The organism is Kitasatospora sp. NPDC059812 (assembly GCF_042732075.1).
Lineage (GTDB): Bacteria > Actinomycetota > Actinomycetes > Streptomycetales > Streptomycetaceae > Kitasatospora.
The window spans coordinates 1-13,008 of sequence record NZ_JBHWIO010000141.1; the positions used below are offsets into that span (position 1 = coordinate 1).

General features: G+C 70.3%; 11 protein-coding genes and 4 pseudogenes. 5 read left to right on the top strand and 10 right to left on the bottom strand.

Annotation, left to right across the window (positions count from 1 at the left end):
- Positions 1-371: 371 nt before the first annotated feature.
- Together ACFV6D_RS37445 and ACFV6D_RS37450 are read right to left on the bottom strand one after the other, a co-directional pair.
- A pseudogene (locus tag ACFV6D_RS37445) lies at positions 372-491 on the bottom strand (NUDIX domain-containing protein); the annotation flags it as partial.
- 72 nt (positions 492-563) lie between these two features.
- Positions 564-950, bottom strand: a pseudogene (locus tag ACFV6D_RS37450) (NUDIX domain-containing protein); the annotation flags it as partial.
- Between ACFV6D_RS37450 and ACFV6D_RS37455 the strand changes: the two are divergent.
- Positions 840-1,388, top strand: coding sequence for a GNAT family N-acetyltransferase (locus tag ACFV6D_RS37455; RefSeq protein WP_380563188.1), 549 nt, complete (start codon positions 840-842; stop codon positions 1,386-1,388). The pseudogene ACFV6D_RS37450 and the gene ACFV6D_RS37455 overlap by 111 nt on opposite strands.
- 79 nt (positions 1,389-1,467) lie before the next feature.
- On the opposite strand, the gene alaS is transcribed toward ACFV6D_RS37455, so the two are convergent.
- The 6 genes from alaS to ACFV6D_RS37485 all read right to left on the bottom strand — a co-directional run bounded on the left by alaS (position 1,468) and on the right by ACFV6D_RS37485 (position 7,926).
- Positions 1,468-4,119, bottom strand: coding sequence for an alanine--tRNA ligase (alaS, locus tag ACFV6D_RS37460; RefSeq protein ID WP_380563190.1), 2,652 nt, complete (start codon positions 4,117-4,119; stop codon positions 1,468-1,470).
- 263 nt (positions 4,120-4,382) lie between these two features.
- Positions 4,383-5,024 (bottom strand): HAD family hydrolase, encoded by a 642-nt coding sequence (locus ACFV6D_RS37465; protein ID WP_380563192.1) that lies wholly within the window; start codon positions 5,022-5,024, stop codon positions 4,383-4,385.
- Positions 5,021-5,572 (bottom strand): orotate phosphoribosyltransferase, encoded by a 552-nt coding sequence (locus tag ACFV6D_RS37470; protein ID WP_380563194.1) that lies wholly within the window; start codon positions 5,570-5,572, stop codon positions 5,021-5,023. Before ACFV6D_RS37470 ends, ACFV6D_RS37465 begins: the two co-directional genes overlap by 4 nt.
- Positions 5,569-6,168 carry an LOG family protein gene (locus ACFV6D_RS37475; protein WP_380563196.1) on the bottom strand — a complete coding sequence of 200 codons (600 nt, stop codon included), beginning with the start codon at positions 6,166-6,168 and terminating at the stop codon, positions 5,569-5,571. The genes ACFV6D_RS37470 and ACFV6D_RS37475 overlap by 4 nt, the downstream gene beginning before the upstream one ends.
- Positions 6,165-7,037 carry a hypothetical protein gene (locus tag ACFV6D_RS37480; protein WP_380563198.1) on the bottom strand — a complete coding sequence of 291 codons (873 nt, stop codon included), beginning with the start codon at positions 7,035-7,037 and terminating at the stop codon, positions 6,165-6,167. Before ACFV6D_RS37480 ends, ACFV6D_RS37475 begins: the two co-directional genes overlap by 4 nt.
- A gap of 55 nt (positions 7,038-7,092) precedes the next feature.
- The gene (locus tag ACFV6D_RS37485; RefSeq protein ID WP_380481399.1) at positions 7,093-7,926 is read right to left on the bottom strand and encodes an aspartyl/asparaginyl beta-hydroxylase domain-containing protein; all 834 of its coding nucleotides are present in this window, start codon (positions 7,924-7,926) and stop codon (positions 7,093-7,095) included.
- Positions 7,927-8,307: 381 nt separating this feature from the next.
- On the opposite strand from ACFV6D_RS37485, the gene ACFV6D_RS37490 reads away from it, so the two are divergent.
- The 3 genes and pseudogenes from ACFV6D_RS37490 to ACFV6D_RS37500 all read left to right on the top strand — a co-directional run.
- Positions 8,308-9,714 (top strand): hypothetical protein, encoded by a 1,407-nt coding sequence (locus ACFV6D_RS37490; protein WP_380563200.1) that lies wholly within the window; start codon positions 8,308-8,310, stop codon positions 9,712-9,714.
- 23 nt (positions 9,715-9,737) lie between these two features.
- On the top strand, positions 9,738-10,313 hold the full coding sequence (locus tag ACFV6D_RS37495) for a GNAT family N-acetyltransferase (protein WP_380563202.1): 576 nt from the start codon (positions 9,738-9,740) through the stop codon (positions 10,311-10,313).
- 523 nt (positions 10,314-10,836) lie between these two features.
- A pseudogene (locus tag ACFV6D_RS37500) lies at positions 10,837-10,927 on the top strand (NUDIX hydrolase); the annotation flags it as partial.
- A 91-nt stretch (positions 10,928-11,018) separates the two neighbouring features.
- On the opposite strand, the pseudogene ACFV6D_RS37505 reads toward ACFV6D_RS37500, so the two are convergent.
- Positions 11,019-11,722, bottom strand: a pseudogene (locus ACFV6D_RS37505) (amidase family protein).
- Positions 11,723-11,868: 146 nt separating this feature from the next.
- On the opposite strand from ACFV6D_RS37505, the gene ACFV6D_RS37510 reads away from it, so the two are divergent.
- Positions 11,869-12,459, top strand: a complete 591-nt coding sequence (locus ACFV6D_RS37510) for a TetR/AcrR family transcriptional regulator (RefSeq protein WP_380563204.1) — start codon at positions 11,869-11,871, stop codon at positions 12,457-12,459.
- On the opposite strand, the gene ACFV6D_RS37515 is transcribed toward ACFV6D_RS37510, so the two are convergent.
- Complete coding sequence (locus tag ACFV6D_RS37515) at positions 12,449-12,829, bottom strand: CBS domain-containing protein (protein WP_380481389.1); 381 nt, start codon at positions 12,827-12,829, stop codon at positions 12,449-12,451. The genes ACFV6D_RS37510 and ACFV6D_RS37515 overlap by 11 nt on opposite strands.
- Between the last annotated feature and the right edge of the window lie 179 nt (positions 12,830-13,008).

Here is a 13,008-nt window from a genome sequence, read left to right on the forward strand (position 1 = left end):
GTGGTGAAATTCCCCATGCCGACAGCGGGCTATCCGCCCAAATCGGCCACCGCCATGCGCTCTACCTGCGGAAACGCCCTAACTCACCGGCATTGCCCTGACCTGCATGGATGCTGGCCCGACCAGTCCTTCGGGGCCCGGTGCAGACCGCTGCTGTCCACTGTTCTCCACCCGTTCCGGCACGGATCTGGCACGTGTCGGGGCCGTCCTGGAGGCGGTCGGCGCCCGGGCTTCCCGGCTGCACGTCGATGCTGTCACGACCCGCGGGGCTCCCGAACTCCCCCTATCTGTTGGACGGCCCCTGTTGGGCGAACGACGAGGAGGCCGAAGACTTCAGGAAGCAGTCCCTACCTCAGGGGCCAGTACAACTAGGCGGCGGTCTCCCCGATGTCCTGGGCTCCACCGGGCAGGGCCCACTGGCCGGTGTCGCGGCGGCGTTGGAGCAGGATGGCGCCGGTGTGGTCGACGACGAGCAGGTTGCTGGCGGGGATAAGGGTGTTGGCCTTCGGCGCGTCGGGGTCGTCGAGGTACTCGGTCCTACCATGCCGGAGCTCCTTGACCTCCCGGGCCGCGCCTTCGCTCGGAGTCTCACCGGGGTGGAGGTAACCGCCAGGGATCTCCCATCCCGGCTTGTACGTGGGCTTCACCAGGAGCACACGGTCAGCTTCGTCGAAGAACAGCACGCCGGCGGCGGTGCGCGGCTGGGCAACGACCTCAGGCGCGTCGGAGTCGCTCATGGCAACGACTGTAGTGGTCCACGCTGGGTTACCACCTAAGTCCTGGCCGAAGCATCGATCACCCAGCAGGCCGTAGGTCAACGTTCGGCCGACACTGTTGCTGTGACTTTTCGATCGACTGATCCGGCGGCCCGAGAGCGCCCCTTTGGCCTCGGCACCGTGCGGCGATTCGCCGAAGGGGACTCGGCGGAGCAGCTGACCCGCCTGCTGCATCTCGCATACGCCGATCACGCCGCCGCTGGGCGGGTCTTCTTTGCCTCGTACCAGTCCGCGCAGGACACGGCCTACCGCCTGGGCAAGGGTGAGTGCTGGGTGGCGTTCCAGGGGGACGAGATGGTGGCGACGGTGACGGTGGCGGCTCCTTTCGCGGCCCCGGAGGGATACCCGGCTCCGGCGGGCGCGGGGTCGTTCTGGCAGCTGGCGGTGGAGCCGTCGTGGCGGGGCACCGGGCTGGGTCAGCGGCTGCTGGTGCTCGCGGAGGAGCGGATTGCCGCGTTGGGTTGCGGACAGATAGTGATCGACACGTCGTCCCAGGCGAGCGAGCTGGTCGGCTGGTACCGCCGGCATGGCTACGTCACGGTGGGCACGTGGCGGTGGGACGTCACCAACTACGAAAGCGTTGTCCTGGTGAAAGACCTGCTGGCCCGCTGATCGTGGTGGCGGAGGCATGCGCTGGGCGGCGGCTCCGCGCCGGGACCGCCGCCCACAGCATGCTCATGCACGCGGACGTCTACTGGTTGAGGACGCGGGTCGCCGCCTGGACAGCGATGCTGAGGGCCTCGTCCAGGGCTTCGACGCGGCGGCCTCCGGCGTTGGCGACTGGCCCCTTGCCGCCTGTTCCGCCGCCTACGGCGCGGGCAGCACCCGCAAGGATCTGGCTGGCCTCGGCTCCGTCGCTGAGAAGACTAGGCGTGATGGCGGCGACGAGCAGGGCTTTGCCGTCGTGTTCGGTCCCGAGAACGACCACGGCGCGGTCGTTGCGGAGGCGGTCGGCTGTGCCGGCGGCGAGGACGCGGAGGTCATCCGCCCCCAGCCCCGTGACCCGCTGCGAGACGATCCGGCCTCCGGGTACCTGGCGGGAGCCCTCGGCGAGTTGTCCGGCCTGGTTCCGTAGGTCGGCCTCGCGCAGGCGGACGAGTTCCCGCTGTGTGATGGCCAGGGCGTCGAGGCGCTTGTGCAGGGCCTCGGGGGCATCCTTGGGGCGTGTGCCGAGGAGTGTGGAGACCTCTTCGAGCAGTCGGCGTTCGGTGTCGTGGTGGCGGAGGGTGCCGTGGCCGGTGAGGGCTTCGATGCGGCGGAGGTTGGAGCCGACCGAGGACTCGCTGAGCAGGCGGAAGGCACCGACCTGGGAGCCGTGGCCGACGTGGGTTCCGCCGCACAGCTCGCGGGAGAAGTCGCCGATGTCGACGATGCGCACGGTGTCGCCGTACTTCTCGCCGAACAGGGCGATGGCGCCGGCGGCCTCGGCTTCGACGCGGTCGGCGTACCAGGCCCGGACGCCCGGGTCGTCGAGGACGTGGGCGTTGACGGCGGCTTCGATCTCGGCGAGCTGGTCGGGGTTGAGGGCGGAGAAGTGGGCGAAGTCGAAGCGGAGCCGGTCGGGTTCGACGAGGGATCCTTGCTGGCGGGCGTGGTCGCCGAGGGTGGCGCGGACGACGGCGTGCAGGATGTGAGTGGCCGAGTGGGAGCGCATGAGGCCCTTGCGGCGGTCGGCGTCGACGGTGGCTTCGCCGCTCGCTCCGGTGCGGATCTCGCCTTCGATCACGCGGGCGCTGTGGACGCGGAAGCCTTCCAGGCCATATCGGGTGTCGGTGATCCGCAACAGCGTGCCGTCGTTGGTGCGCAGGGTGCCGGTGTCGCCGATCTGGCCGCCGGCCTCGGCGTAGAACGGGGAGCGGTCGAGGACGAGTTCGACGTTGGCGCCTTCGGGGGCGGTGGTGACGGCGCCGTCGGAGATCAGGCCCAGGACGGTGACCTCTGCCGTGAGGTGGTCGTAGCCCAGGAAGTCGGTGCGGGGCAGGTGGGCGGACAGCTCGCGGTAGGTGTCCTGCTTGCGCAGGGCTTCGGTGGTCTTGGCCTTGCCGCCGGCCTTGGCACGCTTCTTCTGCTCGTCCAGCAGGGTGGCGAAGCGGTCCTCGTCGACCGCCAGTCCGGCGTCGTGGGCTGCCTCGACGGTCAGTTCCAGGGGGAACCCGAAGGTGTCGGCCAGTTCGAAGGCGGTCTCGCCGGGCAAGGTGCTGGAGCGGGTCTTGCGGGTACGGGTGATCGCGGCGTTCAGCAGCCGGGTGCCCTGCGTGAGGGTGCGGGTGAACGACTCCTCCTCGGCGGTGACGACCTGCTCGATGAGGGCGGCCTGGTCGGAGAGTTCGGTCCAGACGGCGCTGAGGTTGGCGATCAGGCTGCTGGTGGTCGGCGCGAGGACGTCTTGGTCGATTCCGAGCAGGCGGGCGTGGCGGATCGCGCGGCGCATGAGGCGGCGCAGGATGTAGCCGCGTCCGTCCTTGGCGGGCAGGACGCCGTCGGCGATGAGGAAGGCGATGGAGCGGGCGTGCTCGGTGACGACCTGGAAGGAGATCTTCTCCTCGCCGGTGCCGGGGTAGTCGCGACCGGCGAGTTCTTGGACCGTCTTGAGGGTGGGCAGGAGCAGGTCTGTGGTGCAGACGTTCTCGACGCCCTGGAGGATCGCGGCGAGGCGGTCGAGGCCGAGGCCGGTGTCGATGCTCTGCTGGGCGAGGTCGCCGAGGATCGGGAAGTTGCCCTTCTTGTCGCCCTCGCCGCGCTGGGATTGCATGAAGACGAGGTTCCAGATCTCCATGAAGCGCTCGCCGTCGACGGCGGGGCCGCCTTCGGGGCCGAAGGCGGGGCCTCGGTCGTAGTGGAGTTCGGAGGAGGGTCCGCAGGGTCCGGGGACGCCCATGGACCAGAAGTTGTCGTCCATGCCCAGGCGTTGGATGCGCTCGGCGGGGACGCCGATCTTGCGCCAGAGCTGCTCGGCCTCGTCGTCGTCCTGGTAGACGGTGACCCAGAGCCGGTTCTTCTCCAAGTTGTAGCCCTGGGTGAGGAGTTCCCAGGCGTAGGCGATGGCGTCGGCCTTGAAGTAGTCACCGAAGGAGAAGTTGCCGAGCATCTCGAAGAACGTGGCGTGCCGGTTGGTGCGGCCGACGTTGTCGATGTCGGAGGTACGGGCGCACTTCTGGATGCTGGTGGCGCGCGGGTACTCCGGGGTGACCTCGCCCAGGAAGTAGGGCTTGAACTGGTTCATGCCAGCGTTGGCCAGCAGCAGGGTCGGGTCGGAGGGGATGAGGGGACTGGACGGGACCTGGCGGTGGCCGCGGTTGGTGAAGTAGTCCAGGAAGGTGGAGCGGATCTGCGTCGAGCGCATGGCGGTATGGCCTCACGGAAGAGTCGTGGAGGATGGGGGGAGATCACACGCCGAGCCGGGCCGAGAACAGGGACTGAGAAGTTCTCAGTTCTCCAGCTCGACGCAGATAGCTCGCGCCCCCACGGTGTAGACCATGACTCCAGATCCGTTGCTCACTGCTCACTGGTGGCGCAGCCCACGCGTTGATCCTGTGTGCTGCACCACCAACTGCTCCGGCCAGCGTAACTGATCTGACGTCAAGATCGCTTGCAGTTCCTGTCGGACTATCCCGCGTGCAGCAGGGCGAGCAGCACGTCGGTGGGCTCGGCAGGGTCGAGCAGGACCAGGTCTGCTCCGAAGCCTGCGAGCGCCTCGGGCTCGGTGAAGCCCCAGCCCGCACCCACGGAGGTGACGCCCGCCGCTCTGGCGGCGTAGATGTCCGCGTCCGTGTCCCCGACGAAGACGGCGGCGCTGGGAGCGACGCCGAGTCGGTCGAGGGCGAGGTGCAGTCCGTCGGGCGCGGGCTTGGGCATCGCGTCCTCGTAGCAGACGACGGTGTCCATCAGGTCGAGGATGTCCGGCGGCAGCAGCCAGCCCAGCCGGCGGTGGTCCCGCCGGGTGACGATGCCGGTGGCCAGGCCCTCGGCCCGGAGCTTCTTCAAGGTGTCCCTGACGAATGGGAAGACGACGGCGTCGAGGCTGGCCGTGGCGGTGGCCGCATCCCAGCCGTCCTCGTTGATCGCTCCGTACAGGCCCAGCTCGGCCAGCACCTGCGCTCGCGGGGCCGTCGCGGCCCACGGCGGGAGGTCCGCGACACTGACGCGGCGGCCGAGTGCGGAGGTCGCGAACCCTGCCAGGGCGGCGAGTTGGGCAGCCTTGCTGTCGACGAGTACGCCGTCGACGTCGAAGAGTGCGACTCGCCTCACGCCGCATCTCCGTTCCTGGGCGAGGGCAGGTCAGCCTCGGTGAGCAGGCTGTGCAGGGTGACCCGCTGGTCGGCCAGCAGCATGCGTCCACCGAGCGGGCGCTCCAGCACACACAGAGCGTCGGCGACGGGGGCTCCTGATATCCGCAAGATCCGGGCCATGTTGAGCAGTTGGCCGCCGGAGCGAACAACGTCGTCGACGAGGACGGTTCGACGGCCGTCAATGGCGGCGCCTTCGATCTGGCGGTGGGAGCCGTAGCCCTTGGGCTGGCGGCGCAGGAAGACGGCGGGCAGGCCGGTGGCGGCGGACAGGGCGACGACGAGGGGGACGCCGCCGAGTTCGATGCCGGCTAGGACCTGGGCGTTGTCGGGGACGAGAGTGGTCATGGCGGCGGCAACGTCGCGCAGGAGTGTCGGGTCGGCGGCGAGACGGTACTCGTCGAAGTGGGCGTCGAGTTGGGTGCCGTCGGCGAGCTTGAACGGGGCGTTGACATATGCGGTTTCGGTGAGCCTGGCGGCGAGGCCGGCCAGCGACGTGCTGGTGGTCATGCTCCTCCGATCGGGGCCGTGGCGAGGGCGGTGAGGTGGGCGCGGAAGGCGTCGGCGGACTCGGTGGCGGTGAGGAAGCCGAGCGGCCGAGTGGGAGTCTCGAAGAGCCACTTCTCCTCGCGTAGGAAGGCGAGCAGGCGAAGGGCGGTCGGTCCGGCGAGGTGAACCGGCACGGGGCGGACGGTGGTCGCGTAGTAGAGGGCGGCGGTCAGCTCGTGCAGGGTGCCGACGCCGCCGCCCATCGCGACGACCAGGTCGGCGTGTTCCAGGTAGTGGTTGAGGCGGGCGCCGAGGTCGGGCAGGTGGACCGACGAGGTGGCGTGCGGGTTGAACGCTCCCCACTCGTCGTGCTTGCCGATCAGCGTGACCGCGATGACCGTGGCTCCCTGGGAGGAGGCCCCGCGGGCGGCGGCCTCCATCAGCCCGTTGTAGCCGCCGTGGAGGAGGGAGTAGCCAGCTTGGGCCAGGGCCCGGCCGATCTCTTCGGCCAGCTTCTCTTCCTCTTCGGAGGCGGGGACGACTCCTCCGAAGAAGACGGCGGTAAGGCCCTCTCGGGCCCGGCTGGTCGCCGGGCGCGAGAGGTGAAGCGCGTTCACACCAGCTCCAGGTAGGTGCGGTAGGCGGCGACGGCGTCGTGCAGTCCGTCGAGTGCTTCCGGGCAGGTGCGGTTCACCAGAGCGAGCATCCGCTCGATCGCCGAGTCGACGTCCGCGGCCAGCGGGATCGCCGGCCCGCTGATCGCCGCGTCCAGGTCGCTCAGGCAGGCCCGGCCGATCGGGGTGACGGCGATCTCCTCGCGGAGCTGGTACCAGCCCCAGTACCGGGAGGCCGGTGCGAGGGCGGTCTTGATGAGGTCCTTCGTCGCGGTGTGCAGCCTGTGCCACTCGGAGTAGGCGACGAACCGCTGGCCGCGCTTGATGCGCTTGTGGAGCAGTACGGCCAGCACCAGGTGCTCGATCAGCAGCTCGGTGCACGAGTGCGGCCGGGCGAGGAACTCGGCGGCGAAGCGCTCGGCCAGCGCGACCGCTTCCGGGGCGGCAGGTGCGGGCCGGCGGTCGAGGAGCGGGGCTGTGGCGACCGTCGCCTGCAGGTGGGGGATGCGGGACGCAGGCGCGAGGTAGAGGTCGATCTGGTGCAGCCTGCCCTCGTCCGGGATGAGGAAGACCGTCCCGACCCCGCCGAGGTCGGCGACGATCGTGTCGCGCCAGCCGGGCAGCAGGGCGCCGGCCTCGATGGACATGAGGTCGTTCAGGGCCTCGGCGAAGGCGGGCAGCTGGGCGTCGTGGACGCCGACGACGAAGTCGACGTCGGAGAGGCGGTCGGCGGTGCCGTGGGCCAGTGAGCCGCGGACCATCAGGTGGGTGACGGCCGGGGAGGTGGCCAGGATGTCGGCGAGCTTCGCCAGGAGCGGGAGCTGGGTCGGGCGGTTGGCCTGGGTGAGCTCGGCCAGTTGCAGGGTGGGCATGCGCGTCCTCCGTTCGGATTCCGGCGGGGGTGGACAGTTCGAGGTGAGCGGCCGGTCAGGGCGTGAGGGCGAGGAGGCGCCGCTTGGCCACCGTCCAGCGCGTCGCGGCCTCCATGTCGCCGAGCGAGGTGTGCAGTTCGGCGATCAGGTCGTAGACCGTGCCCTCGGGCAGGGCGTACGCGTAGAACAGCCGCAGCAGCAAGCGTTCGGCCGCGTCGGTGTAGCCAAGCGCGGCCATGCCGCGGGCGGCCTCCAGCCGTTCGGCGAGCATCGTTTCGTCGGCGGTGGGCAGCGGTTCCGCAGCCGCAGGGTGGAGGGACGGGCGCCGCGCGAGCCGCCGGTAGACGTCGTCGGCGTACACGTCGGCGATCAGGTGGATGCGGTCGGGGCCGAGCAGGTTGCACACCCCGTGCGCGTAGGTCGGCGTCAGCCGCCAGATCCGGCCGCCGGTCATGTGCACCTTCGTGCCGCCGGTGACCAGGAACGCGGAGGAGTTGGTGTGCAGCGGGATGTGCAGCCGGTGCCGTTCGACCTGGTCCAGTTCGTCGTAGTCGCGGTGTTCCCAGAGGAAGGCGTTGGCCTCCAGGCGGGCCAGGCGCACCCACATGTAGTTCAGGCCCAGCTCGGCCAGCAGAGCGGCGGTGGCCGGCATCTGTCCGAGGAGCGCGGTCGGCTGGGCGGTGCAGTCGCCGATCGTCACGTCGCCGGCGTCGCCGGAGGCGTTCATGAGCGAGGTCGTCCACCAGCCGCCGGACTGGTAGGCGCTGTACTCCGCCTTCCAGGGGGCCCGCGCAGTCAGGGCCTCGTGGCGAATCCGTTCGAGCTGTGCGGGATCCACCGCGTCCAGTTGGGCGATCTGCCCGGCCAGGGTGGTCAAGGTGTTGTCCATCAGTTCCCTCCCGTCGCCGACCTGCTGCTCGGTAGGCCGGGTCCACGTGGTGCTCGACGTGGGTGTTCTCGGGGGCTGCTGGTCTCAGCAGCTGATCTCACGCTTCGCTGTCAGGAATGCACGGAAAGCGAAGGAGTGCTCAGGATGGCGGCGCGCCGAGGGGCTTCGATACGACGCCGCTGCCGTCTTCTGGCCGCCGCCGTTCGCGGGCGGAGCGAGGGGCTTGCGTCGTTGCGCGTCATGACTGCCGTCATGGCCGCCGTCATCTCGGCCGGGCGGCGCCTGAAGGGGTTTCCTGTCGAGCTGCCAGGGCTATCGTCAGAACAGACGAACGGGGATCGGAGAGGATCTGCTGTGGCTCAAGATCCAACGCTGTTGAGGGTGTTGACGCTACAGCGGCACTGGCAGGTACACGAGACCTTCCGGCTCCGGTTCGAAGCAACGGCCAACCGGCTGGCGCGGGAGGACGACGACCCTCGACTGGAGGGACTGTCGGTCTCCAAGCGCCAGTTCGAACGCTGGTACGGCGGCGCGGTCAAGACACGGCCGTATCCGGACCTGTGCCGGGTTCTTGAGGCCATGTTCGGAGTCAGCGTCGATCTCCTCCTGGCGCCCGCCCCGGCGAATCCGGGTCCGGAAGCCGTCGCGCCATCGTTCTTCGTCCCACCACCACGGACGGCCCCCGTCCTCCTCTCGTCCGAGCAGGCGCACGTGCTGCCTGCTGGTGGCCCGTTCAGCATCGAGACCCGCCTCGACGCGGGCACCACGGAATTGGAAAGGCAGGTTGTGATGGCAGCTCGTCGTGCGCTTCGGTTCACCGCGATGGCGGAGGGCAGCAGTGTCGGCCCGGAGACGCTGGGGCAGATCCATGACGAGGTGCGGCGGCTGACCGCTGCCTATCCCCGGCTAGCCCTCCCCACTCTCCTCGGCGACCTGGTCGAGGTCCAGGACCTCACCTTCCGGTTGCTGGAGCACGGCAAGGTGAAGCCCCTGCAGGCCCGCGAGCTGTACCTCCTCGCCGGGATCACCTCGGGGATGCTCGCCAAGGCCAGCCACGACCTGGGCAACCCGAGCGCCGCGATGATGCAGGCCCGCACCGCCTACGTGTGCGCCGACAACGCCGACCACCACGCGATGCGCGCCTGGATCCGCTCGTTGCAGTCGCTCATCGCCTACTGGGCCGGCCGCCCGGGTGAAGCCGCCGACTACGCCGCGCTCGGGCAGTCCGCTGCCGGCAGCGTTCGCGGCACGACGAGCGTGTGGCTCGCCTGTCTGTCCGCTCGCGCCAACGCCCTGCTCGGCGACGGCGAGGCCACGCGCGCTGCCATCCAGCGAGCGGAGGACGCCCGTGCTGCGGTCCAGCTCGACGACCTCGACGGCTTCGGCGGCATCATGACCTTCCCGGTGCCCCGACAGCTCTACTACGTCGCTGAGGCCACCGTGCACCTGGGCGAGGACCCCGCGCTCGGCGAGAGGCAGTCGGAGGCCGCCGTCACCGCGTACCGCAGCGCCGCCGAGGACGAGTGGGCCTTCGGCGACGAGGCCGGCGCCCAGACCGACCTCGCGCTCGCCCGCATCGCCCGTGGCGAGTTCGAGGGCGCAGCCGAGGCTGTTCGTCCGGTACTCGATCTCCCCGTTGAGCAAAGGAACTTCGGCATCACCAGCAGTGCCCAGCGCGTCCACAGCGCGCTGCGCGCCGACAGCCGCCTCGATGGAGGAGCGGTCATCAACCTGCGCGAGGAGATCGAAGCCTTCACCGCCACCCCGACGTCGGTCCTCATCCGGTGACCACGCCGGTAGGCTCCGCAGCCATGACCTCAGTCCACCTGGCCGGCCCCCGCCTGGCACTGCGCGAAGTCGAACCCGGGGATGCCGACGCCCTTCTGGCCATCTACGGCGACCCGGAGGCCACTCGGCATCTCAGCTTCGAGCCGCGCACCCTGGACCAGGTCCAGCTGATCACCGACCGCTCAATCGCGTCGGCGAAGGACAACCCAAGGACGGAGTACTGCCTCGCCGTCACCCGACTCGGCCAGCACGACCTGATCGGCTACGCCCGCCTGGCGACCGAGCCCCAGCAGGCGGCCACCATCGGCTTCGCCCTGCACCCCGCCGTGTGGGGGCGGGGGCTGGGCACGGAGACCGTCCATCTGCTGTGCGCGCTGGCGTTCAACAGGCTTGGCCTGCACCGTGTCTGGGCAGCCCGCTCGCCACTCAACGAGGCTTCGGCGCGGACTCTCCTCCGGGCCGGGATGACCGAGGACGGCCGTATCCGCGATCACGTCTTCGTCCGAGGCGCGTGGCGCGACTCGATCACCTACTCGATCCTGGAACAGGAGTGGTCGCCGATCGGCGGGGTGGAGACCGCCGCTGCCGACGGAAGCTGACCATGGGGGAACGTGTGCTTACGGACCCGGCAGTGCCCACCAGGTGATACCCGGGATCGCCGACTTCGTCCGTGGCGGCCTGCCCGCCCCGGCCGCCACGGACGACGGCAACCACTGGGTCGACGGCGTCTGCTGGCTCTACTGCGGTCAGCAGCGGACACGCGTGCTGTGGATCGGCCCGGCGAGCGTGGCCGGCGCCCAGGCGGCGATGTACGCCTGCGGGCCCTGCATCCAGGAACCCCAAGAGCGGGTCTGGCAGTCGATCGTTCTCAACGACGAACCAGGCCAGCCCGGTCCAGCAACAGATTTGGAAACAGCGGAAGGCCGGCGTGCGGGACGTCATCGCGGCCCCCGCAGGTTCCTGCGCCGCACATGAATTCCAGGGCCGCCCTCTGCGTCACTGACTCAGCGAGGGCGGCCACGGTGCTGGTCTCGCCGAGCAGCGTCCTCGGACATCGCCGAGTTGCTTCGGAGACGCCTCCACGATCAGTCACCCGTCCTATCCGCCCCTTGAGGAGCCGACGTGAACCCGACCACTCACGAGCCCCCGGGCATCGCCGCCGCGATCGTGGTCCGCGAAGGTCGCGTGCTGATGTTGCGGCGGCGCACATCGACAGCCACGCCGGCCACACGCGGGGGCGCCGGGTCGTGCTCGTCCGAGCCGTTTTCTGTGCGGTCGCACGACCCGGCTCCCCGGGGCGTTCGTCAGCGGCCCGGGGTGTTTCCCGCCCAGACGGGGGGCGTGCGGTGCGACCACGGGCTCGCTTGTTCGAGTTGCCCGGCGAGGCGGAAGAGGCGGCCTTCGCGGCCGTACCCGGCGGCGAACTGCATGCCGATCGGGAGTCCCGTCCCGGTGTCGGCCGTCAGTGGTACGGACATGGCGGGCGTGCCGGCCACGTTGAACGCCGCGGTGAACGGCGAGCGGTCGAGGAGGCGGTCGATCCAGCCGAGGCCGTCCAGCGTCTCCCCGCCCTCGGTGTAGGTGTTCAGGAGCGGGGGGAGCTCCGGCAGGGTCGGGGTGAGCAGGGTGTCGTACGCGTCGAAGTGCCGTGCCAGGCTGCGGGCGACCCGGTTGCGGACCTCGAACGCGGCGACGAACTGGGCGCCGCTGACCTGCTGCCCGTAGTGGTAGCTGGTGCGGCCGCGAGACGGCTGCCCAGCTCCATGCGCCGCCCGGCCATGGCGACCCCGATGTCCTTGATCAGGAAGGGGACCCCGGCCAGCGGTGCGCTGCCCGGGCTGGGCGCGTCGTCGGTGGGCCAGGTCTCCACGATGGCGTTGAGCTGCGGATCGACTGCCTGCGCGGCCCCTCGGGCGACGGCTTCCAGTTCGGCGGGGGTCACCTCGCGGTCGGCCACCAGCTCGGCGAGCCCGACCGCGTCGAAGCTCGTGTATTCGGCAATCCTCACTTGTCACTCCCAGCGGAAAGAGCGATACCGGTCAGCATCTGACGATACCGAACGGTATCGTATGGTGCTGCTTGGTATCGTGGCGGAAGCGGGAAGGCGAGTGGGAAGGCCCCTCGGAACCGCCGACCGGACGTCACGGAGCAGTCATGACATCGAGCACCAGAAGGCCGAGCAGGGTGGCGAAGCTTCCGCCGCGTGAGCGCATCCTCGACGCGGCGGAAGAGCTCTTCCAGAGCGAGGGGATCCGGCGGGTGGGCGTCCAGGCGATCGCCGAGAAGGCCGAGACCACCAAGATGGCGATCTACCGGCACTTCGAGACCAAGGACGCACTGGTCGCGGAGTGGCTGCGGATCGTCGCCGCCGACTACCAGGCGGCCTTCGACCGGGTCGAGGCCGAGCACCCCGGCCGGCCCGGGGAGCAGATCCTGGGCCTGGCCCGCTTCATCGCCGAGGGGCTGCCGGCCATCTCGCACCGGGGCTGTCCGTTCATCAACTCCATCGCCGAACTGCCCGACCGCTCCGACCCGGCGCGGCAGGTCATCGAGGAGCACAAGGCCCGCCAGCTGCGCAGGCTGGTCGCCATGTGCGCCGAGGCCCGGCTGCCCGACCCGGCGCAGACCGCAGCCGAGATCACCTTCGTGCTCGAAGGGGCGCAGGTCTGCGCGCAGAACGGCAGCGTCGACCAGGCGGGGGAGCGCCTGATGAGGATCGTCGAGGGGATCGTGTCTAGAAGCTGAGCAGGCCGATGGCGTGGCCGTCGTGGTCCACCACCGGCCACGCGTCCAGGCCGCGGGCGCGCATGGTGGTGGCCGCCGTGGTGGCGGGCATGTCGGCGGTGGCGAACGGGGCGCGGTCGAGGACGATGTCGCGCACCGGAGTGCGCTCGGTGTACCAGGACCGGGCCTGGAACGGCGCGAGGTGCAGGCGGGTCAGCAGCCCGGCGCAGCGGCCGTCGTCGTCGCGGACGAGCAGGTGGTCGCTTCCGGAGCTCTGCAGGACGTCCATCGCGGTGTCGACCATGACGTCGTCGCTGATCTGCAGTTCCGGGCGTTTCATGAGGTCGCCGACCGTGGCGGTGCTTGCGGGGTGTCCGGGGGCGATGGTCATGGGCGGGCTCCTTCGTGTCGCTGCTGCCGGGGTGCCGCGGAGGGCTGGGAGGGACTGGGGAGGCCTGGGAGCGGCTGTTGGGGGGGGCGGGCGCCCGGGGTAAACGGGCGCCCCCGCCGGGGGGTGCGGGGGGGGGGGTGGCGCGGGGGGGCCCGCCCCCGGCCCCCCTGGCCCGGGGT